Genomic DNA, 20,753 nt, shown 5'->3' with positions numbered 1-20,753 from the left:
AACATGCGTGCAATACAGGATGTCTGCTGATTATTAAATAGGAGCGTGAATCGTGGCAGCGACATCTACGCGCGACAACTCCCCGGAACTGTCACCTGGCCAACAAGACCGTGGATACCTCAGCCGGGAGCTTTTCCGTAAGCGCACCGGTCTAGGACTCGGTATCATCTTGGCCCTGCTCGTGTACTTCTTTATGCCGGCTGAGCTCGATCACAACCTGCGTGCAACCGCAGGTGTAGCAGTGCTTATGGCCGTGTGGTGGATGTCCGAGGCTATCCCGATTGCCGTTACGGCTCTGCTGCCGCTGGCTCTATTCCCGATTCTCAACCTCGCGGAGATTAAGGATTTCTCGGGCAAGTACACAGACCCGACCATCTTCCTCTTTATGGGCGGCTTCCTGTTGGCGCTGGCGATGCAGCGTTGGAACCTCCACAAGCGCGTCGCATTGTGGGTTCTGGTGCTCATGGGGTCGTCACCAAAGATGCTGATTCTCGGCTTCATGGTGGCTACTGGCTTCCTGTCGATGTGGGTCTCCAACACGGCCACGGCCGTGATGATGCTGCCAATCGGTGTGTCCGTCCTGAGCCTCATTGTCCGAATGCTGCACGATGAAAAGGTTGCTGGAGAGGATACGGGCTCTGCGAGCGAATCCGTCGCTGAAACCCCCGGTGGGGATGCGCTGGAGGAGGCCGAGGAGTCGTCGTCAAGCTATGACCCGATGCCAAAGTCGAACTTCGGTATCGCGCTGATGCTGGGTATCGCTTACGCGGCATCGATTGGTTCGCTGGGCACCATTATTGGTACTCCTCCGAACGCTATGCTGGCGGCCTACATGGCGGAGCAAGGCGTCAATATTGGGTTTGGCCAGTGGATGCTGCTCGGTGTCCCGGTGGCGATTGTGCTCATGTTCTGTGCCTGGTTCCTGTTGACGAACGTGCTGTTCAAGCCGGAGATTACGCACATTCCGGGTGGCCGCGAACTCATGCGTGATGAACTCAAGCGCCTCGGTCGTATGTCGGCTGGTGAGCGTCGCGTGCTCATGGTGTTTATCGCGGCTGCGCTGGCGTGGGTCTTTGTTCCGGTGCTGCTGCCCGACACCAAGATCGCCGATGCGGTTATCGCAATGACCGTGGGTATTGCGCTGTTCATTATTCCGGGCGGTCCTGATGGCGTTAAGCTTATGCGTTGGGAAAATGCGTTAGAGCTGCCGTGGGGCGTGCTGCTGCTGTTCGGTGGTGGCCTGGCACTGTCCTCGCAGTTCGGTGCCTCTGGGCTGTCGGACTGGATTGGCGAGCAGCTGTCTACCCTCGGCTGGATGCCAGTGGCTGCACTCGTAGTTGTCGTCGGTGCCGTTGTTCTGTTCCTGACCGAGTTCACTTCTAACACAGCGACGGCTGCGACCTTCCTGCCGTTGGTAGGTGCCATGGCTATCGGTCTGGGCCACGACCAGATGATTTTCGCCGTACCAGTTGCACTGGCAGCTACTTCGGCCTTCATGATGCCGGTTGCAACACCGCCGAACGCCATCGCCTACGGCTCCGGCTACGTCAGCATGGACAACATGGTCAAGGCCGGTGTCTGGCTGAACGTCGTCGCACTGATCGTGATTTCTGTGGCATCGCTGACGCTGCTGCAGTGGGTATTCGGCGTCGTGTACTAGCTGGGTATGTAGTAGCCCGTAGTGGATGGTGGAGCAGTGCTCTGAACCGCCACCGGGCTTCTCCGCCTAGCGTTGCTCAGATGCTCCTTCGCCCCGTTCCACTTTGGTGGTTCGGGGCTTTTGGCTGCAAATGTGAAACTGTGTGAGTTTATGACACTTTCAGGCCATTTTTCAGGCCATTTTTGACATAAACGCAGTCAGTAACCCGCTGGCCCTGACCCTAGCCCCCCCCTTAAAGAGAACCGGGCCCGAAAAAGGTGTGAAACCTCATTCAAGCCCGATTCTCTGGGTCTAGCTGTTAGCCCCTGAACAACTTCAGGTTAAAACTTTACTCCAAGTAGTCGCGCAGAACCTGCGAACGCGATGGGTGACGCAGCTTGGACATCGTCTTGGACTCAATCTGACGGATACGCTCGCGTGTCACACCGTAGACCTGACCAATCTCGTCCAGGGTACGCGGCATGCCGTCGGTAAGGCCGAAGCGCAAGCGGACGACACCGGCTTCACGTTCGGAGAGAGTCTCCAGAACGTCGCCAAGCTGGTCCTGGAGGAGCGTGAAGCTGACGGCGTCCACAGCGATGACTGCCTCTGAGTCCTCAATGAAGTCACCGAGCTGAGAGTCGCCCTCGTCACCGATGGTCTGGTCCAGCGAAATGGGTTCACGAGCGTACTGCTGAATCTCGAGAACCTTTTCCTCGGTGATGTCCATCTCCTTAGCGAGCTCTTCCGGAGTGGGCTCGCGGCCCAAATCCTGGAGCAGCTCACGCTGGATACGGCCGAGCTTATTAATGACCTCAACCATGTGAACCGGAATACGAATGGTTCGAGCCTGGTCGGCCATTGCACGAGTAATGGCCTGGCGAATCCACCACGTTGCGTACGTGGAGAACTTGTAGCCCTTGGTGTAGTCGAACTTCTCGACCGCACGAATCAGGCCGAGGTTGCCTTCCTGAATCAAGTCGAGGAAAGCCATGCCACGGCCGGTGTAGCGCTTTGCCAGGGACACCACAAGACGGAGGTTGGCCTCGAGCAGGTGATTCTTGGCGCGCTGACCGTCGCGAGAAATCTCGCGCAAGTCGCGCTTTTGAGCGTAAGCGATGCGCTCGCCGGCTTCCTTGGCCTCGTCAATCTTGTACTGCGCATACAGACCGGCCTCGATGCGCTTTGCCAGACTGACTTCTTCCTCGGCAGTCAGCAGCGCGACCTTACCAATCTGCTTGAGGTAGGCGCGGACAGAGTCGGCGGAGGCGGTGAGGGCAGCATCTTTGCGGGCCTGACGCAGACGAGCGGACTCGTCCTCGTTCCAGACCTCGTCGCCCTCGTCCTCTTCATCCTCGTCTTCGTCCTCGTCGTCCTCTTCTTCATCATCGTCGAGGTCGTCGTCTTCGAGGTCGTCATCATCCAGATCGTCGTGAAGATCATCGTCTTCGAGATCATCATCCAGATCCGGGTCGTAGTCCTGCTCCTGCTCCAAGTCGTGGTCGAGTTCCTCGTCCTCGAGCTCTTCGTTCTCAGTTGCGTCGAGAGCCTGCGCGTCCTTCGCCTTCGCTGCAGCAGCCTTGGCCGCGGTGGCCTTCGCAGCCGTTGTCCGCTTAGTTGCCTTCTTGGCGGCGGCCTTACGCGTGGTTTTCTTAGCGACGGACTTCTTGGCCGCCTTCTTCACGGTCTTCTTGGCCGCTGCCTTCTTAGCGGTCGTCTTCTTCGCCGCAGTTTTGGTAGCAGCCGTCTTTTTGGCAGCAGTCTTCTTCGCGGCAGTCTTCTTTGCCACGGTCTTCTTCACTGCCTTCTTGATGGCCTTCTTTACAGCCTTCTTTGCAGGAGTAGCTGAACCGGTGCCACTCCCGGTGGATTGGTCCTGAGCTTGCCCCAGTTCGTTGCCTGCCACGAACGCCCTTTCACGATGTACGTTGTGTGCGCCGCCAAAGCCGCCGCCAGCTTCTCTCGGTCGAAGAGAAGCTCAACGCGCCAGTGGTGCGCCTTTACTTCGTCTATAGCCAACTAGCCGAATGGAAAACATTCAGAGCTGACCTTTTCGTGCCACGGTCATCAGTGTTGCTTTCTGGCTCCTAGCGAAGAAGTAATCGGTGAAAATCCTCATCGAAGCAGTGCGCTGGAATTCGATTTTCCCAATCCTCCTCGAGCCTGTTGATTATTCAACCTTGCCGTGAGTCAACTTCTTATTGTAAACCAATTCTGAAAATCGCCGCCACGGGGCATGGCTTCAAGCACGTGTCACGCCCGACACGTAGCTACCAATCCCCATATAAGAAATGAAAGTGGTTAAGGGTAAAGTCCCTGGTCAGCTGCAAAGGCGGCGCCAGCAATACCCGCATTATTATCCAGACTTGCGGGGACAACTGGAGTCTTACATGTCAACAGCGGAATCCACTTTTCGTGTTCGCGACTGATTCCGCCGCCGACGATGATCCGTGACGGCCAAAACAGCGCCTCGTAGGTCTTAAGCACCTTGCTCACGCGCTCAGCCCACTCTTCGAAGCCGAGCCCCTCCACATCCTTAACTCTCGCGGATGCAAAGTGTTCGGCCTCCATGCCATCAATGATGAGGTGGCCTAACTCCGAATTGGGGTAGAGCAGTCCGTCATGAATAAGCGCGGAGCCGATGCCTGTACCAAAAGTTAGCAACAACACGGCGCCTGTCTTATTGCCCGGATCGCCAAACTGGACTTCAGCGAGGCCGGCAGCGTCAGCGTCGTTAAGCACGTGCGCCTTGTTGTTGGGCAGGTATTTAGCGAAGAGCTCTTGGCAGTTCGTATTAACCCAAGAACCGTCAATATTGGCGGCCAGCAAGGCAATCTGATTCTGTACGACGGACGGAATCGTGATGCCGACATCGGAATCCCACTTCGCAATGTCCACAATTTCTGCAATGGTCTCCGCAACCGCTTCCGGAGTTGCCGGCTGTGGCGTGAAAATCTTAATGCGGTCACCAATAAGCTGCCCAGTATCAAGGTCCACGCGGCCACCCTTGATTCCAGAGCCTCCGACGTCGATGCCAAATCCAATTCGTTGTCCCATAGCTCAAATTGTACGAACCAGACACAATGGGGGCATGAGCATTAACTCGCGTGGCACCGAACAACTCGCTAGCAGGGCAGATAATAGGGGGTTTAGTGCGTCGAATAGCCCCGGTTCCGTGCGACCCAGCGTCAGGGAATTGCGCGATCGCGCGGTACTTATCGCCCGCGCAGCCGCGGCGCACATCGCCAGTCGTCGGCTCGAACTCGGCTCCGATGGCGTTTTAGCAAGCTCCGAAACGAAGTCTTCAGCTGTAGACCCCGTCACCGTCGTCGACCGTGAATCTGAGGAGCTCATTCGTTCGCTTATCAAGACGTTTAGCAGCTCTGACCGCATTTTGGGCGAAGAAGGCGGGCTTGACGACGGCGCGAGTTCCCCAGCGCAGGCTGCCAACGAGGGCGAAGCGGTGACCTGGATTGTAGACCCCATCGACGGTACGGTGAATTTCCTCTACGGCATGCCCAATTTTGCTGTGAGTATCGCTTGCGCCGTAGGCGATGAGGTAGTGGCGGGTGCAGTGGCAAATGCGTCCTCGGGAGAGATTTACAGTGCAGCTAAGGGAGAGGGCGCTCAGGTTTCTCGACGGGACGGCACTGTGCAGACGCTAGTTGTTCCCCAACGGCCGAGCTGGAAAAGACACTTGTGGCAACGGGATTCAGCTATTCCGCTAGTCTCCGGCAGGTGCAGGGTCGGATAGCGTCGCAGTTGCTGGGGGAGTGTCGAGATATTCGGCGCATGGGATCGGCGGCGCTGGATTTGTGCATGGTGGCGCACGGCCGTGTTGATGCGTATTACGAACACGACATCAAGGTTTGGGATTATGCAGCTGGTGCTCTGATTGCGGCTGAAGCAGGCGCAAGGATTAGGGTCCCGGAATTCACTCAGTGTGCCAACGTTACTGGCCGGCCGGAGGGAGACCCGCTCGACTTTGGTGTCGGTGCGGCGAACTCTGAAGTTGCCGATGCGTTCTTCGAGGCATTGGATGGTGCTATCGCGAAGGCTAGGAATTAGTGCGTCGGTCTAGGAGCAGGTGCTCGAGCCTAACGAGCTCAAACCCTCTAGGTCGGCTTGTTCGCCACGGTTCAATGCGGACATCGTTTCCTCAACCTGGCTGGCTACTTCGAGATCCTTAAACCCCTTACCCAACGACACATCGACGGTTGCATCCGGCCGACCATCGTGGATGAGCTCAAAGCAGGGGAAAAGAGCGTGAAGCGCCGCGGCGTGGCCATTGAAGTCCTCGCCATAACGCAGCTGGCCGAAGCAACCGAGGTCTTGGTTTTCCACAATAGGGTCGTTGCCGTAGGGAACCTGCTCATCGAGGACAAAATCGAGCTGCCGCAATTGCTCGGCGACGGTTGTAGCCTGGCCGACTTTGCCGTTGGCATTATAAACGCGCACATGAACATCCGACGGTGGAACGACGTGCTCTCCGATTAGCGTGGTGGAGGAAACAGGGGTGCCAGCCGCGGGGAGGGAACAGGACACCGGATAACTTGCCGGTTGGCTGCGGAATGCCAATACCCACAACGTAGCGGCAATCACTACAGCAACGACGGAAACCACCACGTAGGGAACAATTTTTCGTCGATGTGATGTGCTCGAAGTGCTTGCGGGGCCTGAACTCATAGCCATCATGTTATCCTCTCCTCGGCTTATGGGCATAGAAACCTATTCTGACCTGCAGAGATGACAGATTGCGTGAATTGTCTTAATATCCGCTGAGAAAGGCACTGGAGAGTATAGGGTGTCAATCGTCTCAACGCGTTGTATTCTCCGAGAAAAAGTCAGTTCACAATGTCTAGCAAAGGTCCAGAAAGAAGGTTTGGGACATGGCTGTAAACTACGATGCCCCGCGTACTCGTGAAACCGAAGAGCTGGAGACCGATTCCCTCGAGGGCCTTCAGGCTGCATCTGCTGAGAAGGAAATCGACGACACTGACGACGGCGAAATTGTTGAGCCGTTCGAGTTGCCGGTTGCCGACATCGCGGGTGAAGAATTCGATATGGATGTTGCCCCGAAGGGGGAGGATGAATTCACCTGTGGCTCCTGCTTCATGGTGATGCACCGCTCAATGATCGCAATCGATAACGGCGATGGATTCCCCATCTGTCAGGACTGTGCCTAATCCCCGCACAGCCGGGATAGCTTCCTAGGAAAAAGGAAAACCGCCACTACCACGGTTCTGGCGGCGCTGGGGCCGTCGGCAAGCGTGTAGCGGCGGTGAGAGATTGTGACCTAGCGGTCGAAGAGACTATCAAGCAGTGCCTCGGGGTGGCGGGTGGAGACCAGCCAATAGGGGGTGGGGTCGTCCGGATCGTCGAGGACTAGCAGCACCATCGTGGGAATCCACGTGTGCGTAACCAGGAATGCTGCTGGATCGAGCTGACGGCCCAACGCATTGCGCTGTGCGGACTTCGGTACCACCAGGGATTTGGCAACAACCGATGCTGGCAAAACTGCCGTGCCAGCGTGAAGCCAGCGTTCACCAGTGCTGTCCACTTCCACGGACACCGTGGTCTTCGACATAGTCAACAGCACCCACACGCCCACGGCCAGACAAATAATGCCGCCGATGACAAGCCAAATCGGTGAACGGTTAAAGCCAATCTGGGCCGCGCATACAAAAACGGCAGCAGCGCCGAGTACCCAGAACCACCAGGGAACCCAGAGCTTTTCGGAATAGACAATCGATGAATCTCCGCTCGAGCTCATTGTTATTGCCGCACCTTCAGAGACGGATGCTGAGCTGTCGTCGCGACGAGGCTGCAGGTTATCTTTTCCACTCACGGTTATCCATTCTAGGGCACGGCTATGCTCGGTACTGACAAGGCCGAAGTGCGGTTCTTAAAAGACGCGACAGCGAAGGATATACAAAGAGATGACTTATGCCCCGGTGCAAGTGAAAAAGCTCGCTAAAGACGCTGTGATTCCCCAGCGTGCGCATGCCGATGATGCCGGTGTGGATTTGAGCTCAGCGGAGGATGTCGTCCTAGCACCAGGGCAGCGGGCGCTCGTGGGAACCGGTATTGCCATTGCTTTGCCGGCGGGCACAGTGGGATTGGTTCATCCTCGCTCCGGATTGGCTTTCAAAAAGGGGCTGTCCATCGTCAACGCACCCGGCACTATCGATGCCGGTTACCGTGGTGAGCTTAAAGTCTGCCTGATCAACTTGGACCCGACCAATGCGGTGGAGATCGCCAAGGGCGATCGAATTGCCCAATTGGTTGTGCAGAAGGTCGAGCTCAGCCCGCTGGTGGAAGTCGATGAGCTCGATGAAACTGAACGCGGCGCGGGCGGTCACGGGTCAACCGGAGTGTCCACGACGCTTTAAAACACCTCTGACAGCGCGGGGACCCTACCAAGTGTGGTTCAATGCGTGAAGAGCTCAATAAAGCGTTTACAAAAGCGTATACAAGGATTTCTTTTTAGCGAGGTGTCAATAAACCACCATGTGGCCATTTGGAAAGAAGAACCAGCCAGAAGAACCAGCTGCTGAGGCAGAGGCCGTTACCACCGACTCTGCGGCGCCAGCTTCTGAGGAAGCTACCGCAACCGTGCATGACGACGCGTCGGAAACCGCCGCGGAGAACGCACCAGCAAACGGCCCCTTCGACATCAACAGCGCTAGCCCGACGCAGTTTGATTTTTCGGACTTCGCGAAGGCCAGCCTGAACCTCGGTTCGATGCTGCTGCCTATTCCTCACGTTGGTGATATTCAGGTGGAGATGGGGCCGACAGGTCCAACCATGCTGCACGTCGCCACTGAGCATGGCCGCGTAACTCCTGTAGCATTCGCTGCTCCGACGTCGGGCGGCCTCTGGGAGGAGTCCGCTCAGGAAATCAAGGACGGTCTTGAGTCCGATGGCCTCGATGTCCACGTCGAGCAGGGGCCGTGGGGTTCTGAGGTCGTAGGTCGCACCTCCGATATGGAAATGCGAATCATCGGCGCCGACGGCCCGCGTTGGATGCTTCGCATGACGGCTTCCGGTCCGGCTGATCGGGCGGAGGAACTCGCAGATCTCGCCCGCGGTCTCCTTGCCCGTAGCTTCGTCTCTCGCGGTGAAAACCCGATGCCAGCAGGTCAGCCGCTTCCGGTTACGCTGCCGTCCCAGATGGCCGAGCAGATTCGTCAGGCATACCAGCAGCAGACCCAGGCTGCCCAAGCTGAAGGTGAACCCGGGCAGGTGCCAGGCGCTACTGGTATCAACCCGGATGGCTCCACCAATTAGTTTGGTCAACCCGCCAGCAGAGAGAAGCTAGCTACTTGACCAGTTAGAAAAAGGATCTGCAGGCGCCACTGTGCACTGCCCGCCGCCGTCACCCGACGGCGGCTTTTCTCTTGTCAGCGGGTAGTATCACACTGCGTGAACATCGAAGTGACTATTGACCGGCCCGCTGCCGGCGGAGAATTCATTGCCAGCTACGACGGACGAATCGGTTTCGTCACCGGCGGTATCCCCGGCGAACGCGTTGTTGTCGAAATTGCCAAACCTGATGCCAAGCTGTGGCGCGGCAATGTCGTTGAGGTTCTGGATGCCTCAGAGCATCGAATTTCGCAGCGTTGCGAAGCAGCTCAGCAGGGCGCGGGCTGTTGCGACTGGGGTTTTATTGATCCTGAGCACGCGGCGCGTCTCAAGGCTGATGTCTTGACCGATTGCCTGCGCCGTCTTGGACGTTTCACCGCCGACGAGCTGCCAGCTATCGATGTTCTTCCACTGGCTCCGACCTCCCGTTGGCGCACGCGCGTGCGGCTGGGTGTGGATTCCCAGGGACGAGCGGGATTACGTCGTTCCCGTTCCCACGAGCTCGTCATCGGCTCCGAGTGCGTCCAAACAGTTCCCAATCTCATCGCTGGCTTTTCGACGGCCGGAACCATCCCCGCCGCTAAGCCTGCTCGCGGTCGAGGGAGCAAGAAGCCGAAGCCAGGAGAACTCCATGTGGCCATGGACACGGAGGGTAACCGAAGTGCTGTGTACGTTTCCGGCAGCGGCAGGAACCGCAAGCAAACGGTGATTGAAGGCGAGCCAACCACACAGCACACTGTTCACGGAATTACTTTCGATGTGCCGACTACCGGTTTTTGGCAAGCCCATTGCCATGCCCCTGAGTTCTATGGATCACGCATCATTGAACTGTTGGCCGGTCAGTCTTTCTCCTGTGGTTGGGATCTTTACGGTGGCGCAGGCGTTCTGTCGGCGGCACTTCGCAAGCTTGTTGACGCAGAGGGCTCAATTCTCTCTGTCGAGGGTTTTGCAGCGGCAGCGACGGCGGGGCGCAAGGCCTTCACTGCAGCTGACCACAGTGCGAATGCGTCGTCTGCGGCACCAGTCCGGTTCGTTACTGGGGATGTCACCAAGGTAGTGCGCCGCGAAGTTGCTAATGAGGAAACACCAAACCCGGATATCGTCGTTCTCGACCCTCCGCGCTCCGGTGCTGGTAAGGATGCCGTTGCAGCTATTGCTCAGGCAAAGCCACGCGTGGTTGTACATTTCGGTTGCGATCCGGCGACTTTTGCCCGCGATGCCCGGTACTGGGCTGACTACGGCTACGCGTTCAAACACCTCGAGGTCGTTGACGCATTTGGCCTAACGCATCACTTTGAAACCATCGCGGTGCTAGAGCGGCTGTAGCTAGAGTGGCTGCCGCATGGGCGCAAGAACGTTGGCGCCGATCACGTCGGCAAGCAAATGTGCCTGCCATGGGCGAAAACCCTGTTCGCTGAGGTGAGCGGAGATTTCGGTAACGGCTGGCAGGCCGCCAGCGTAGTTGTCGTGGTGGCGGAATACGAATGAGCCGACTGCGCGACTGTGAATCCACCACACCAGTTCACGTGTCTGCGCGGAAGTGATGAGTGTGTCTTTGCGCAGGTGTATTTGGGCACAGACGTTGTCGATGCAGTCTCGCGTGGTTTCGAAAATCTCGGCGGCTTGTGGGGCATGTTCAGCCCAACGCCGAAAGTGGGGCATCTGGTTGGGAGCCTGCTTCTGGGGCTTCGGCCATGACGACCTGGGTTCCTGACGGGCTTCATTAACGACCTTCAACCAAGCGTCCGCAGCACCGCGACGGCGACGTGGAAATCCACGGATTGCAGTCAGTTCACGCTGCGTACCGGGGAGTTGTTCTGCGATTGTACGTAGAACGCTGTGACCCATGACGTGTGTTGGGGCGACATCACGGCGCTGCGCGATTTCGTCACGCTCAGTCCACAGTGCACGGGCGACGTGAAGTTGTTCGGGAGTGCGCAGCTTCCCAATCCCTTTGAGCCCCTGCCACGAGTGTCCGACGTGCAGGCCATCGAGGTATTTACGGTTTAGAGCGAGTTCGCGTTCGCATTCCTGTTCCAGCCATTCCAAACGGTCGAGCTCAGTCAGCGCCTGACAAAGAACCTCGGCGAGTTCGATGAGCAGCTCGACATCCAAGGCTGCGTAGTCCAGCCAATCTGCTGGCAGTGGACGAGTAGACCAATCCTCTCGACCGTGCCCCTTGGCAAGTCCAACTCCGAGGAGTCGCTCTGTCAGAGCTGCTAAGTTGACTCGCTCCAGGCCGAGAAGGCGGCCGGCCAGCTCAGTGTCAATGACTTTGGTGGGGTAGAGGCCCAGAGCTGCGAGGCAGGGAAGGTCAGAATGAGCGGCGTGAATAATCCAGGTCAGGTCGTTGACTGAGGAACCGAAAACGGCCATCGCCTTGCGACCATCTTCGGGATCGATGAGAAAGGTGCCCGCTCCACGGCGGCGAAATTGAAGCAGGAAGGCGCGGTCGTCGTAGCGATATGCCGAAGCTCGTTCAGTATCGACTGCGAGCCAACCGTGTCCTTTGGCCAGCTGCTCACCGGCGTCAATAATGTCGTCGATGGCAGAAAGCACGCGTGGAGTTCCCTCGGCTGGGGCAAGTCTTACTTCTACGTCGGGACTAGTTTCCACGTCGGAGCTCATCGCACGCCTCTTCGGTCGTCGGTATCAGCAGTCGCCGGTATCAGCCCAGCAGGGAAACGCCGACGGGTGGCAGACCAGCGACGTTCGCTAGTACCTGAGCGAAGGATTCAACGTGGGTGCGCAGGTCGGTGCCACGAGCAGTCCACGATGCGCGCATTTCTAATTGAAAGGCCTGTGGCTTGCCGCCGATCTCGCCATAGCGGACAGAGTTCGTAGTTGTCACCGTGCCACCCAAGTTCGACAGTTCGGCGTTGTTCTCAGCCAGAGCCTCGGTGAGCCATTGCCAGGCAACCTGGGGAAGCAGCGGATCTTCCGCGAGGGAGGCATCCATATCCGCCTGGATGTATGCAACCAAGCGCATGTCACCGTCCCAGGTTTCCTCACTGCGGGGGTCATGGAGCAAAATTAAACGACCAAAGGCATCGTCGTCCGAGGACTCGGGGACGATATCAGCTTCGGGCTGCGTGACCTCAAGCGAGACAGCGTGGCTAAACGGTGCCAGCTTCTGCGGTGGCCGAACGGTGCCCAGAGCAATCTCAGGTCGCAGTTCAGCAGAGTGCATTGACTGGACCGCGGCGCGGAAGTTCTGTGGCATTGAATCGGTTCCATTCACGCGCCTGAACTTAGCCATATGACGCTTGCGTTAGTGGGAGGCGCGCCGAAAAGAGTGGGAAGCGACCAAGCGGTTCGTCGAAAACGCACAGCAGGGCGAGCGATTTCCCTGTTCTTAGTACCCCACACATCAATTTCTAAGGAAAGTGGGGCATGATTGTCCGTATGAACAATCGTCGCACTTTGACTGATGCCCCGATTCTTGATGCAGCTTACGGTCGAACTCCGTCGCGCCGCCCGGTGTGGTTTATGCGGCAAGCCGGTCGTTCACTGCCTGAATACCGTGAGGTGCGCAAGGACATCGGTATGTTGGACTCCTGTTTCCGTCCGGAACTGCTCGCTGAGATTACTATGCAGCCGGTACGTAGGCACGACGTTGATGCTGCGATTCTTTTTTCCGATATCGTCGTGCCGCTGAAGGCTGCGGGTGTCAACCTGGATATTGTTCCTGGCCGCGGTCCAGTAATGGATACTCCGGTGCGCTCGGAAGCAGACATCAAGGCTCTACCGGAAGTCACGGAAGAGCAACTCGCTCCGGTGGCCGAGGGTATCGGCCTCATTCTGCAAGAGCTGAATGATACCCAGGCACTCATTGGTTTCGCCGGTGCACCGTTCACCTTGGCGTCGTACCTGATTGAAGGCGGTCCATCCCGCAATCACGAGCGCACTAAGGCGCTGATGCACTCGGACCCTGAATTGTGGGATCACCTGATGCAGAAAATCACTCCGATGGTGATTGCTTTCCTGCGCGCGCAGATTGGCGCTGGTGTGGACGCTATTCAGCTCTTCGACTCCTGGGCTGGCTATCTCACCGAGCGTGATTACCGCCGCTTTGTGTTGCCGTACTCGAAGGAAATCTTCCAGGCTGTCGCCGACGCCGGCATTCCGCGCATCCACTTCGGTGTGGGCACCGGCGAGCTTCTCGGTGCGATGGCTGAAGCCGGCCCAGAAGTCATGGGCGTCGACTGGCGCGTGCCACTGGACGTTGCTGCCAACCGCATTCGTGCCACGCTTTCCGACGTTCACCGAGGCGCAGACCCGGCGGAAAACAGCCTTGCATTGCAGGGCAACCTTGACCCGGCGATTCTCTTTGCCGGTGAAGATGCAATGACCCAAGAGATTCAGCGCATCTGCTCTGAGGCGGACCGTGCAATTAAGCGTGGTGACGCCCGTGGACATATCTTCAACTTGGGTCACGGGGTGCTACCGAATACCGATGCCGACGCGATTACGCGCGCCGTTGAGATCATTCACGCAACGTAAAAGCCGACGCAACAGGCGTGTAAAACACGCACTAGCTAATTTCCTACAAGTCTTATCGACCGTGCCCGCTCGAGGCGCGGGCATAGAGAAAGCGTACGAAATACCGTGGTTGCACAACCTTCTACCATTGCCGTCATAGGTGGCGGTATCTCCGGCCTGACCGCAGCGTATGAGTTGCGTAAAAAGCTCGGACCCGCCGCAAGAATAATTGTCATCGAGTCCAGTTCACAGGTTGGCGGCAAGCTGAAGACTAGACCAGGAGCTAACGGCCCTCTTGAAGCGGGCGCTGAGGCGTACCTGGCGTTCCGTCACGATGCCACCGAGTTTTTCAAGGAACTCGGTTTGGCAGATCAGCTAGTCGCCCCTTCGGGGCTGCCTTCCAAGCTCTACATTGGCGGTGAACTCAAGGACCTTCCGCGTAACACGGTCACCGGTATTCCAGGAAGCTCAGAGGGGTTGGGCTACCTCCTCAGCGAGGCCACCCTCGCCAAGATTGATGCCGAGTCGAACCCCGAGCTCACTCCAGCCTTGCACTGGGTACTGGGAGACGACATGAATGTCGGCCAGCTGGTCGCGGCGCGGCTCGGTGAGGAAGTCGTCGACCGCATCGTCTCCCCGCTGCTTGGGGGCGTCTACTCAACCACCGCATACGATCTGGGTCTGCGTGCGACCATCCCACAGCTGGCGGCAGCGCTTGATGAAATGGCCAGTGCCGGTGATCATGTCAGCCTCACCGGCGCTGTCCAGCGCGTTCTGGAAGCACGTAAGCAGGCGCAGCAGGCGCGTCTGAGCAGTGAGGCTGCGACAGACTCGACGAAGACGAAGCGGCCGGTGGTCTTCCAAACGTTCCGCGATGGCTTCGAGGTTCTCTACAACACGCTTGTCGACGAATCGGCAGCCGAACTCCTCTTGTCGACGAAGGCTACTGGTCTGCGGCAGCATGACAATGGCTTTGAGGTCACTGTGGAACTGCCGTCGGAAAGCGGCACGAGCGTTAGCACTATCGACGCCGACGGTGTTGTGCTGGCGGCACCTTCTGCAACCACATCGGAGCTCTTGAGCAATCTTGCGCCAGAGGCGTCGGAGCTGATTGGCGGGGTAGACACGTCTAACTCGGCGGTGGTCGGTATGTGTTTCGACTCGTCCGAGGGACTGCCGGAGATCAACGGTGTGTTGTGCGAGATTGGTGCGGATCTGTCCGCGAAGGCTTTCACAGTGTCGTCCCGGAAGTGGCCACATATTGGTGAGCGCTACGGTGCCGTTGTGAGGGCAAGTTTCGGACGTTTTGATGATGACTCGCACGTGCATCGCAGCGACGAGGACCTCATCGCCAGGGCAAAAGCAGATTTGGCTAAGGCGACTGGCTTTGATGCTGAACCGACAGCGGTTTTCGTCCAGCGTTGGTGGGCGGGGATTCCACGCTTCGATATGGGGCATGGAGGCCTGATGGATTTTGCTCGCCAGGATTTGGCCGAGGTGCCTAAGCTTGCAGCAACAGGGGCGTGGCTCAGTGGCCCGGGCATTCCGGAATGTATCTCCAACGCCAAGGCTGCGGCCAGCAAGATTGCTGCGGAGCTGGCATAAAGCTGCGAGATTGGTACTGAGTACGAAACTGGCGCTGACCCATCGTTTGTAAACAAACCTTTCAACCGAATTAGGAGACAACTAATGACCAAGCTCGATTTCAAGAAGCTCAACGACACCATCCGCTACACCATGTGGTCTGCCTTCAAGGTGACCCCAGGTGCACTCGGTGATAACCGCGAAGAGGCAGTGGCTAAGACCAAGGAATTCCTGGCTCGTTACGAAGACACTGATCTGATCATCCGTGGTTTCTACGATGTTTCGGCCATGCGTGCTGAAGCCGACTTCATGTTCTGGATCCACGCAGAGAAGCTGGAAGACCTGCAGGCGTTCTACAACGCCTTCCTGCGCGAGACTCCGCTGGGCAAGGCATCCACTCCGCACTGGTCGAACGCTGCGCTGCACCGTCCAGCTGAGTTCAACAAGTCGCACCTGCCGTCGTTCATCATGGGTGAAGAGCCGGGACGATGGATTGCGGTTTACCCCTTCGTTCGTTCCTACGACTGGTACCTGCTGGAGCCGACCGAGCGACGCCGCATCCTTGCTGAACACGGTATGGCCGGTCGTGACTACCCGGATGTGCGCGCCAATACTGTCCCGGCGTTCGCACTCGGTGACTACGAGTGGATCCTTGCATTCGAGGGGCCGGAGCTCGACCGCATTGTGGACTTGATGTGGAAGATGCGTTACACCGAGGCTCGTCTGCACGTCCGCGAAGAGATTCCGTTCCACACGGGACGTCGCGTCGATGACATCGCAGAGATCATCAACGTTCTGCCGTAGCTCACGCAATCAACGAGAGAATCAGCAGCGCCGCTGGTCAAGCCCCGTTAACTGACGGGATTTTGACCAGGGGCGCTGCTTCTCTATCTAGTTATTCAGCCGTCTTGTCCGGTTCGAGCGTGAGTGAAATTGAATTGATGCAATAACGCAGGTCGGTCGGAGTATTGTATCCCTCACCCTCAAAGACGTGGCCGAGGTGAGACTTGCAACGACTGCACAGCACTTCGGTACGGACCATACCGAGGCTGGTGTCTCGGCGCTCAATAATCCGGTCTCCAGCTAGTGGAGAGAAGAAGGATGGCCAACCGCAGTGAGAGTCGAACTTCTCGTTCGACCGAAACAGCTCGTAACCACAGGCCCGGCAGCGGTAGACACCTTGAGTCTTGGTATCGGTGTACTCACCGGTGAAGGCGCGTTCAGTACCTGCCTGACGCAAAACCTGGTACTCCGCGGCACTGAGGCGTTCGCGCCATTCTTCTTCGCTCAGATTCCAGTCTTCGCTATGCGAATCAACCATTCTGAATAGCCTCCTCAGACTTGAGATCAGATTCCTGATTAGACTTCCTGCCTGCTATCTTCCAGTCGCTCAGCCAGCTGAAGCCGGATGCAAAGCTACGCCCATTGACGGCATCCACAATCGTCATTCGAATGAGTGCTGCCGTGATGGAGAGAATAAGAACGGCCCATCCAATACCGCCGATTGCAACCGTGAACCACGGGAAAAAGAGGTCATCTTCATCAATCCACCAATTGGCGTAGAAGAAACAGAGTACGACTCCGAGTCCTGCGCCCCAATTCAACATGACTGTCGAACCAATATTTCCTTCATTGTCGCGATCCAAAACCAATGGGCGAAGCACGGTGAGAACCATTGGCAAGAGCGTCATCGAGTAGTACTGCTGTCCCAGGCTGGAAAGGAAGAACGCGCCGGTGAAGAGAACTCCGGAAGTCGTAGCAATCCAGAATTTCTCATCCCTTTCGAGCCAGCGAAGAAGGAGCACGACAGATACCAAGACGAAAATGCCGAAAAAGACTTGCCACAGCAAGATCAGTGTCGGGTGGGCGCCCAGCCAAACAAGCTGTCCAGTCAGTGAAGCATTTGCAAAGTCACGGACAACTCCTAGGTAGGGGATAGTGATATCTAGGTAGTCACGTGGTTGGACCATGAGCGGCCACGCGATGACATTGGCTGCAATTACCACCCCGATACTGGTCAGTACCGTAGAGAACTGCCTGCGCATGAACGGTAGGAACAGCATTGGCAAGAATACGGGCTTGATAGTGATTGCGATACCGATAATCAGGCCGGCTAGGATATTGCGTCGCTCGGTCAGTGCAATAAAAAATAGCACTAATGCAAGGAACAGTGAACCGTTGACGTTCGTAAAATCAAGGGTGTTGGTAACGGGTTCCGTGAGGTAGAGCAGTGCTATCGACGCTGGAATGATGGGGCCAGAGCGCGCAATACCAAGCCACCTCAGTAGCAGCACAATTGCCGCAATGATTGCAGCTGACTGAAATACCGCAAACCAGATTCGGCCCGTTTCAAGCGAGCCGAACAAGTCAATCGGGGCTAAAAGTAGGGTAGCGCCTGGGGAATACAGATAGTGCGGATCGGCTGTTACGTAGTCTTCCGAATAAACGGGTACCTGCGATACGAATCGATTAATTGCCGACCAGACCGTCGTAAAGTCATCTGTGCCAGAAACGTCTTTCGGCAAAACCCAGGTGCGGTGAAAAATCACCACAGCTGCGATAGGCCACAAGAAAGCGCTGAGTCCTCGCGACACGTGCCGAGACAGAGGGCGTGTTGCCACCGAATTTGTCTCTGGCGTGTCCTTGGACGTTTGCGTTAATGCCGTTGCGCTTGCGCTCACGTCGATTTTTGGTTTACTCACAATACTCCACCCTACTGGGTGAAGCTGCGGGAATAGTGTAGGAAGATGTGTGAGTCGGAACGTAGGATATCTCGCACTTCAAAAGCCTGCGGGTTCGTCGAGTTTCCGTCATCATCAGGGTCGTTCTCGCCGAAAATCAGGGGACCGTTACCCACCCACATCGGCGACAATGTCAGGAACAGTTCGTCGACGCACCCGTTTTTGAATGCTTCTCGATACATCGTCGGTCCACCCTCTACGACAATGTCCCGATACCCATGTTCAGCCAGCCAGGTTAACGCCGCTTTTACCGAGGGGTTAGGGAGCTTAACGACGCGAGCCCCGGCCGACTCCATCTTTTTAGCTTTGTTCTTGTGAGCGGTCTTTGCTCCTTCATCATTAAAAGCATCTTCAGTCGGGGTGAAGATTATCGGAGGATTGACTTCTGCATTCGCGAAAAAGTCGGATTCTATATCTAGATCCAACGAGCGCGAAAGTGTGGACATCGCCACGTGCTTGGAGCGACCTAGCTTCTGTCGAACGGTCTCTAGGTACTCTGGTATCTCAACTGGCCCGTAACCCTCAGCCGCGATGGTGCCTGTACCAACGAAAACGACGTCGGCAAGCGCGCGAAGCGTGTTGAAAACCGTGGCATCGATGTCATTCCCAAGCTGGCCTGAGGTGCCTTCGACGGCGCCGCGTCCGTCCAAGCTGGTGACGGCGATGGCAGTGACGGTGGAGGTGGCGAGGGGTACCGCTGCTGAATCATGTGCCGTTTGCGCAGGTCGAGAAAGAAACTGCAAAACTTCATCGGTCGATGGGCTTCTGGAGGTGAGTGTAGCCATACCGCCGAGGTTAAGCCGACGATTGCAAAATAGGCAAGGCCTGGCTTATAAGGGAAGTATTGTAATCGTTGTCATTTATGAGGGTTGGGCTTATAGTAGGGGCATGCGACTAACAGATACTCTTGAGAAGGCATTCAACGACCAGATCACTATGGAGCTCACCGCTTCCCACGTCTACCGCCAGCTGGCAATCGAGCTGGACCTGCTGGATCTCTCCGGCATGGCAGACTGGATGCGTGCACAGGCGGATGAGGAAGTTGATCACGCGAATCAGTTCATCGCACACCTCGATGCTCGCGACAACCACCCGCAGATTGGTGCTGTCGACGCACCGGAGGTGAAGGTCACTTCCGCAATCGATGCATTCCGCATTGCTCTCGAGCATGAAGAGAAGGTTTCGGCATCTATCCGTAACCTCCGCAAGCTTGCTGATAGCGAGGGTGATCTCGACTCCCGCCCGCTGCTGGACAGCTTCGTGGTTGAGCAGATTGAGGAAGAGGACACCGTGCGTGGCATCATCGGTCGCCTGGAGATCGTTGGCGACAACGGTGCTGGCCTGCTGCGTATCGACCGGGAGCTCGGTGCTCGCGACGCAGCTTAATATCGAGCTCGGTTCACAGTTTCGATAGAAATGACCGCCCCAGGCACTTATCCCTGGGGCGGTCATTTCTATTCAGCTGGAGTATCAATTGATGGGCTTGGCGTCCAGCCAAACCGAAATTCGTGGAGCTGCCATGGGGTAAGCTTCCATAGCCTCTAGCTGAGCGAGGAGTCCAGCCAAGCCCGCCGAATTGAGAAACCCGGCAGCCGAGACGCCAGGCGGAAAGCATATTTTGCTGCTTAACCGAGGGGGAGCGGTAGGACTCAACGAAAATGGTTGTCGAACAAGGCTAAACGAAAACTCCCTCCCGGATGCCCTGGAGGGAGTTAATCTGAGCGGATGACGGGACTCGAACCCGCGACCCTAACCTTGGCAAGGTTATGCGCTACCAGCTGCGCTACATCCGCAAATACGTTCGCCCATAAGGGCTTACGTGGTGCGCGATACTAGGATTGAACTAGTGACCTCTTCCGTGTCAGGGAAGCGCTCTCCCACTGAGCTAATCGCGCTGGGGTAAAAGCTATATAGAAGCTTTCAAGCGCAACCCCCTTCCAGGAGAAGGGGGTTTTGCACTGAGCGGATGACGGGACTCGAACCCGCGACCCTAACCTTGGCAAGGTTATGCGCTACCAGCTGCGCTACATCCGCAAATACGCTCGCCCATAAGGGCTTACGTGGTGCGCGATACTGGGATTGAACCAGTGACCTCTTCCGTGTCAGGGAAGCGCTCTCCCGCTGAGCTAAACGCGCATTACATCGAAACCGGTAAGGAATCTCTGCTGAGGTGGAAACGGGAATCGAACCCGTGTACACGGCTTTGCAGGCCGTTGCCTCGCCACTCGGCCATTCCACCGTGAGGCTGCCGCCTCAGTGGTTGCCTCGAAGTTATACCACAGAGCTTAACTTCTTGAGAAACCAGAGCGGATGACGGGACTCGAACCCGCGACCCTAACCTTGGCAAGGTTATGCGCTACCAGCTGCGCTACATCCGCATCACGTTGCAAGGAGAGCGAAGGAGAATCTCAATTGCTCCCTTGCGGTGCGAAAGATACTTTAGCGTGATTGTGTGAGGGATTACAAATGCCCTGGTGAATGTGTTTATTGGGGCAGTCGAGGTATGGCTAGTTTGGTGATTGTGAAGTGTTTAAATGGCAATGATGTCATTTTGAATCGGGCGGACGTTATTTGGCTGGGTCAAGCCATGTGGTAGCGATGTCGGGCGTAGTTGAAGTTCTGTATTTAAAGAGGGTGATCCTCCGAACAGCGTAATTATGGAAAATTCTAAGACGCGTGCTAACTTATTGCGCAGAGCAGTGAGGTTCACTTGAGTCGCCTGCCATAGTCCCATAGCTCAGTGGAAGAGCGTTCCGTTCACACCGGAAAGGTCGCTGGTTCGAACCCAGTTGGGACTACCACGTGTAAGGAGCTCCCAATTTTTTGGGAGCTCTTTTTTGTTACTTCGAACTGCGATGTGTCGCAGGTGGGTTAAGTAAAGAAAAGTGTGTCTTTTCCGGGCGTGTTGCGGTTATTTGATCCAGCCTTTTTGGATGCCGAGG

At 56.8% G+C, this 20,753-nt stretch carries 20 protein-coding genes and 7 tRNA genes; 12 read left to right on the top strand and 15 right to left on the bottom strand.

All coding sequences use genetic code 11. The annotated features are described in order from the left end of the window. The first annotated feature begins 52 nt into the window (after positions 1–52). Entirely contained in the window at positions 53–1,660 is a 1,608-nt protein-coding gene (locus QP981_RS03425; RefSeq protein WP_284857429.1) for an SLC13 family permease, read from the top strand. A 328-nt stretch (positions 1,661–1,988) separates the two neighbouring features. Here QP981_RS03425 and QP981_RS03420 read toward each other — a convergent pair whose 3' ends face one another. Continuing rightward, entirely contained in the window at positions 1,989–3,545 is a 1,557-nt protein-coding gene (locus QP981_RS03420) for an RNA polymerase sigma factor (RefSeq protein WP_049193023.1), read from the bottom strand. Positions 3,546–3,940: 395 nt separating this feature from the next. Continuing rightward, complete coding sequence (gene ppgK, locus QP981_RS03415) at positions 3,941–4,696, bottom strand: polyphosphate--glucose phosphotransferase (RefSeq protein ID WP_070642196.1); 756 nt, start codon at positions 4,694–4,696, stop codon at positions 3,941–3,943. 118 nt (positions 4,697–4,814) lie between these two features. On the opposite strand from ppgK, the gene QP981_RS03410 reads away from it, so the two are divergent. Together QP981_RS03410 and QP981_RS03405 are read left to right on the top strand one after the other, a co-directional pair. After that, positions 4,815–5,393: an inositol monophosphatase family protein gene (locus tag QP981_RS03410; RefSeq protein ID WP_284857428.1), complete on the top strand. Its 579-nt coding sequence runs from the start codon at positions 4,815–4,817 to the stop codon at positions 5,391–5,393. Further along, positions 5,339–5,707, top strand: coding sequence for an inositol monophosphatase family protein (locus QP981_RS03405; protein ID WP_284857427.1), 369 nt, complete (start codon positions 5,339–5,341; stop codon positions 5,705–5,707). The genes QP981_RS03410 and QP981_RS03405 overlap by 55 nt, the downstream gene beginning before the upstream one ends. Positions 5,708–5,716: 9 nt before the next feature. Here QP981_RS03405 and QP981_RS03400 read toward each other — a convergent pair whose 3' ends face one another. Further along, a complete protein-coding gene (locus QP981_RS03400; RefSeq protein ID WP_168168393.1) occupies positions 5,717–6,325 on the bottom strand; it encodes a LytR C-terminal domain-containing protein in 609 nt (202 codons plus the stop codon). 203 nt (positions 6,326–6,528) lie between these two features. Between QP981_RS03400 and QP981_RS03395 the strand changes: the two genes are divergently transcribed. Next, complete coding sequence (locus QP981_RS03395) at positions 6,529–6,825, top strand: DUF4193 family protein (RefSeq protein ID WP_016422655.1); 297 nt, start codon at positions 6,529–6,531, stop codon at positions 6,823–6,825. Between the two features lie 110 nt (positions 6,826–6,935). Here QP981_RS03395 and QP981_RS03390 read toward each other — a convergent pair whose 3' ends face one another. Further along, on the bottom strand, positions 6,936–7,412 hold the full coding sequence (locus QP981_RS03390) for a DUF3093 domain-containing protein (RefSeq protein ID WP_070866761.1): 477 nt from the start codon (positions 7,410–7,412) through the stop codon (positions 6,936–6,938). Between the two features lie 166 nt (positions 7,413–7,578). Between QP981_RS03390 and dut the strand changes: the two genes are divergently transcribed. The 3 genes from dut to QP981_RS03375 all read left to right on the top strand — a co-directional run bounded on the left by dut (position 7,579) and on the right by QP981_RS03375 (position 10,330). Next, complete coding sequence (dut, locus tag QP981_RS03385; RefSeq protein WP_070602517.1) at positions 7,579–8,031, top strand: dUTP diphosphatase; 453 nt, start codon at positions 7,579–7,581, stop codon at positions 8,029–8,031. Positions 8,032–8,149: 118 nt separating this feature from the next. Beyond that, on the top strand, positions 8,150–8,929 hold the full coding sequence (locus QP981_RS03380; RefSeq protein WP_070602519.1) for a DUF3710 domain-containing protein: 780 nt from the start codon (positions 8,150–8,152) through the stop codon (positions 8,927–8,929). A gap of 135 nt (positions 8,930–9,064) precedes the next feature. Then, positions 9,065–10,330: a class I SAM-dependent RNA methyltransferase gene (locus tag QP981_RS03375; protein ID WP_284857426.1), complete on the top strand. Its 1,266-nt coding sequence runs from the start codon at positions 9,065–9,067 to the stop codon at positions 10,328–10,330. Here the strand turns inward: QP981_RS03375 and QP981_RS03370 are convergent, their stop codons facing one another. Beyond that, positions 10,331–11,632 (bottom strand): HRDC domain-containing protein, encoded by a 1,302-nt coding sequence (locus QP981_RS03370; RefSeq protein ID WP_284857424.1) that lies wholly within the window; start codon positions 11,630–11,632, stop codon positions 10,331–10,333. 40 nt (positions 11,633–11,672) lie between these two features. Beyond that, positions 11,673–12,227, bottom strand: a complete 555-nt coding sequence (locus QP981_RS03365; protein WP_016422661.1) for a DUF3000 domain-containing protein — start codon at positions 12,225–12,227, stop codon at positions 11,673–11,675. Positions 12,228–12,397: 170 nt separating this feature from the next. On the opposite strand from QP981_RS03365, the gene hemE reads away from it, so the two are divergent. From hemE to hemQ, 3 genes are all read left to right on the top strand, one after another. Next, positions 12,398–13,507, top strand: coding sequence for a uroporphyrinogen decarboxylase (gene hemE / locus QP981_RS03360; protein ID WP_049173035.1), 1,110 nt, complete (start codon positions 12,398–12,400; stop codon positions 13,505–13,507). A 105-nt stretch (positions 13,508–13,612) separates the two neighbouring features. Further along, on the top strand, positions 13,613–15,091 hold the full coding sequence (hemG, locus tag QP981_RS03355; protein WP_284857422.1) for a protoporphyrinogen oxidase: 1,479 nt from the start codon (positions 13,613–13,615) through the stop codon (positions 15,089–15,091). A gap of 84 nt (positions 15,092–15,175) precedes the next feature. After that, positions 15,176–15,874 carry a hydrogen peroxide-dependent heme synthase gene (gene hemQ / locus QP981_RS03350; protein ID WP_049173031.1) on the top strand — a complete coding sequence of 233 codons (699 nt, stop codon included), beginning with the start codon at positions 15,176–15,178 and terminating at the stop codon, positions 15,872–15,874. 91 nt (positions 15,875–15,965) lie between these two features. Here hemQ and msrB read toward each other — a convergent pair whose 3' ends face one another. The 3 genes from msrB to QP981_RS03335 form a co-directional block, all read right to left on the bottom strand. Next, a complete protein-coding gene (msrB, locus tag QP981_RS03345) occupies positions 15,966–16,391 on the bottom strand; it encodes a peptide-methionine (R)-S-oxide reductase MsrB (RefSeq protein ID WP_048733231.1) in 426 nt (141 codons plus the stop codon). Further along, complete coding sequence (locus QP981_RS03340) at positions 16,384–17,640, bottom strand: glycosyltransferase family 87 protein (RefSeq protein WP_284857421.1); 1,257 nt, start codon at positions 17,638–17,640, stop codon at positions 16,384–16,386. The genes msrB and QP981_RS03340 overlap by 8 nt, the downstream gene beginning before the upstream one ends. A 143-nt stretch (positions 17,641–17,783) precedes the next feature. Further along, positions 17,784–18,596: a dihydrofolate reductase family protein gene (locus tag QP981_RS03335; RefSeq protein WP_284857420.1), complete on the bottom strand. Its 813-nt coding sequence runs from the start codon at positions 18,594–18,596 to the stop codon at positions 17,784–17,786. A gap of 103 nt (positions 18,597–18,699) precedes the next feature. Here QP981_RS03335 and QP981_RS03330 point away from each other — a divergent pair, with 103 nt between their 5' ends. Continuing rightward, a complete protein-coding gene (locus QP981_RS03330) occupies positions 18,700–19,197 on the top strand; it encodes a ferritin (RefSeq protein WP_150963133.1) in 498 nt (165 codons plus the stop codon). A gap of 334 nt (positions 19,198–19,531) precedes the next feature. Here the strand turns inward: QP981_RS03330 and QP981_RS03325 are convergent. The 6 genes from QP981_RS03325 to QP981_RS03300 form a co-directional block, all read right to left on the bottom strand. After that, positions 19,532–19,604, bottom strand: a tRNA-Gly gene (locus QP981_RS03325). A 27-nt stretch (positions 19,605–19,631) separates the two neighbouring features. Beyond that, positions 19,632–19,706: transfer RNA gene (locus tag QP981_RS03320), tRNA-Val, on the bottom strand. Positions 19,707–19,772: 66 nt separating this feature from the next. After that, positions 19,773–19,845, bottom strand: a tRNA-Gly gene (locus QP981_RS03315). 27 nt (positions 19,846–19,872) lie between these two features. Then, positions 19,873–19,947: transfer RNA gene (locus QP981_RS03310), tRNA-Val, on the bottom strand. A 32-nt stretch (positions 19,948–19,979) separates the two neighbouring features. Then, a tRNA-Cys gene (locus QP981_RS03305) sits at positions 19,980–20,050 on the bottom strand. 66 nt (positions 20,051–20,116) lie between these two features. Then, positions 20,117–20,189: transfer RNA gene (locus QP981_RS03300), tRNA-Gly, on the bottom strand. A gap of 348 nt (positions 20,190–20,537) precedes the next feature. Here QP981_RS03300 and QP981_RS03295 point away from each other — a divergent pair. Continuing rightward, positions 20,538–20,612: transfer RNA gene (locus QP981_RS03295), tRNA-Val, on the top strand. The last annotated feature ends 141 nt before the right edge of the window (positions 20,613–20,753 follow it).

The sequence above is a fragment of the Corynebacterium sp. MSK047 genome (assembly GCF_030232285.1).
GTDB lineage: Bacteria > Actinomycetota > Actinomycetes > Mycobacteriales > Mycobacteriaceae > Corynebacterium > Corynebacterium jeikeium_D.
The sequence above is the reverse complement of the archived record's forward strand: the minus strand, read 5'-3'. Positions and strand labels throughout refer to the sequence as shown.

Excerpts from the sequence above, each read along its gene's own strand:
- ppgK (WP_070642196.1), bottom strand. The coding sequence starts at position 4,696 with ATGGGACAACGAATTGGATTTGGCATCGACGTCGGAGGCTCTGGAATC.
- QP981_RS03400 (WP_168168393.1), bottom strand. The coding sequence starts at position 6,325 with ATGAGTTCAGGCCCCGCAAGCACTTCGAGCACATCACATCGACGAAAA.
- QP981_RS03395 (WP_016422655.1), top strand. The coding sequence starts at position 6,529 with ATGGCTGTAAACTACGATGCCCCGCGTACTCGTGAAACCGAAGAGCTG.
- QP981_RS03390 (WP_070866761.1), bottom strand. The coding sequence starts at position 7,412 with ATGAGCTCGAGCGGAGATTCATCGATTGTCTATTCCGAAAAGCTCTGG.
- dut (WP_070602517.1), top strand. The coding sequence starts at position 7,579 with ATGACTTATGCCCCGGTGCAAGTGAAAAAGCTCGCTAAAGACGCTGTG.
- QP981_RS03380 (WP_070602519.1), top strand. The coding sequence starts at position 8,150 with ATGTGGCCATTTGGAAAGAAGAACCAGCCAGAAGAACCAGCTGCTGAG.
- QP981_RS03370 (WP_284857424.1), bottom strand. The coding sequence starts at position 11,632 with ATGAGCTCCGACGTGGAAACTAGTCCCGACGTAGAAGTAAGACTTGCC.
- QP981_RS03365 (WP_016422661.1), bottom strand. The coding sequence starts at position 12,227 with ATGCCACAGAACTTCCGCGCCGCGGTCCAGTCAATGCACTCTGCTGAA.
- hemE (WP_049173035.1), top strand. The coding sequence starts at position 12,398 with ATGATTGTCCGTATGAACAATCGTCGCACTTTGACTGATGCCCCGATT.
- hemQ (WP_049173031.1), top strand. The coding sequence starts at position 15,176 with ATGACCAAGCTCGATTTCAAGAAGCTCAACGACACCATCCGCTACACC.
- msrB (WP_048733231.1), bottom strand. The coding sequence starts at position 16,391 with ATGGTTGATTCGCATAGCGAAGACTGGAATCTGAGCGAAGAAGAATGG.
- QP981_RS03335 (WP_284857420.1), bottom strand. The coding sequence starts at position 18,596 with ATGGCTACACTCACCTCCAGAAGCCCATCGACCGATGAAGTTTTGCAG.
- QP981_RS03330 (WP_150963133.1), top strand. The coding sequence starts at position 18,700 with ATGCGACTAACAGATACTCTTGAGAAGGCATTCAACGACCAGATCACT.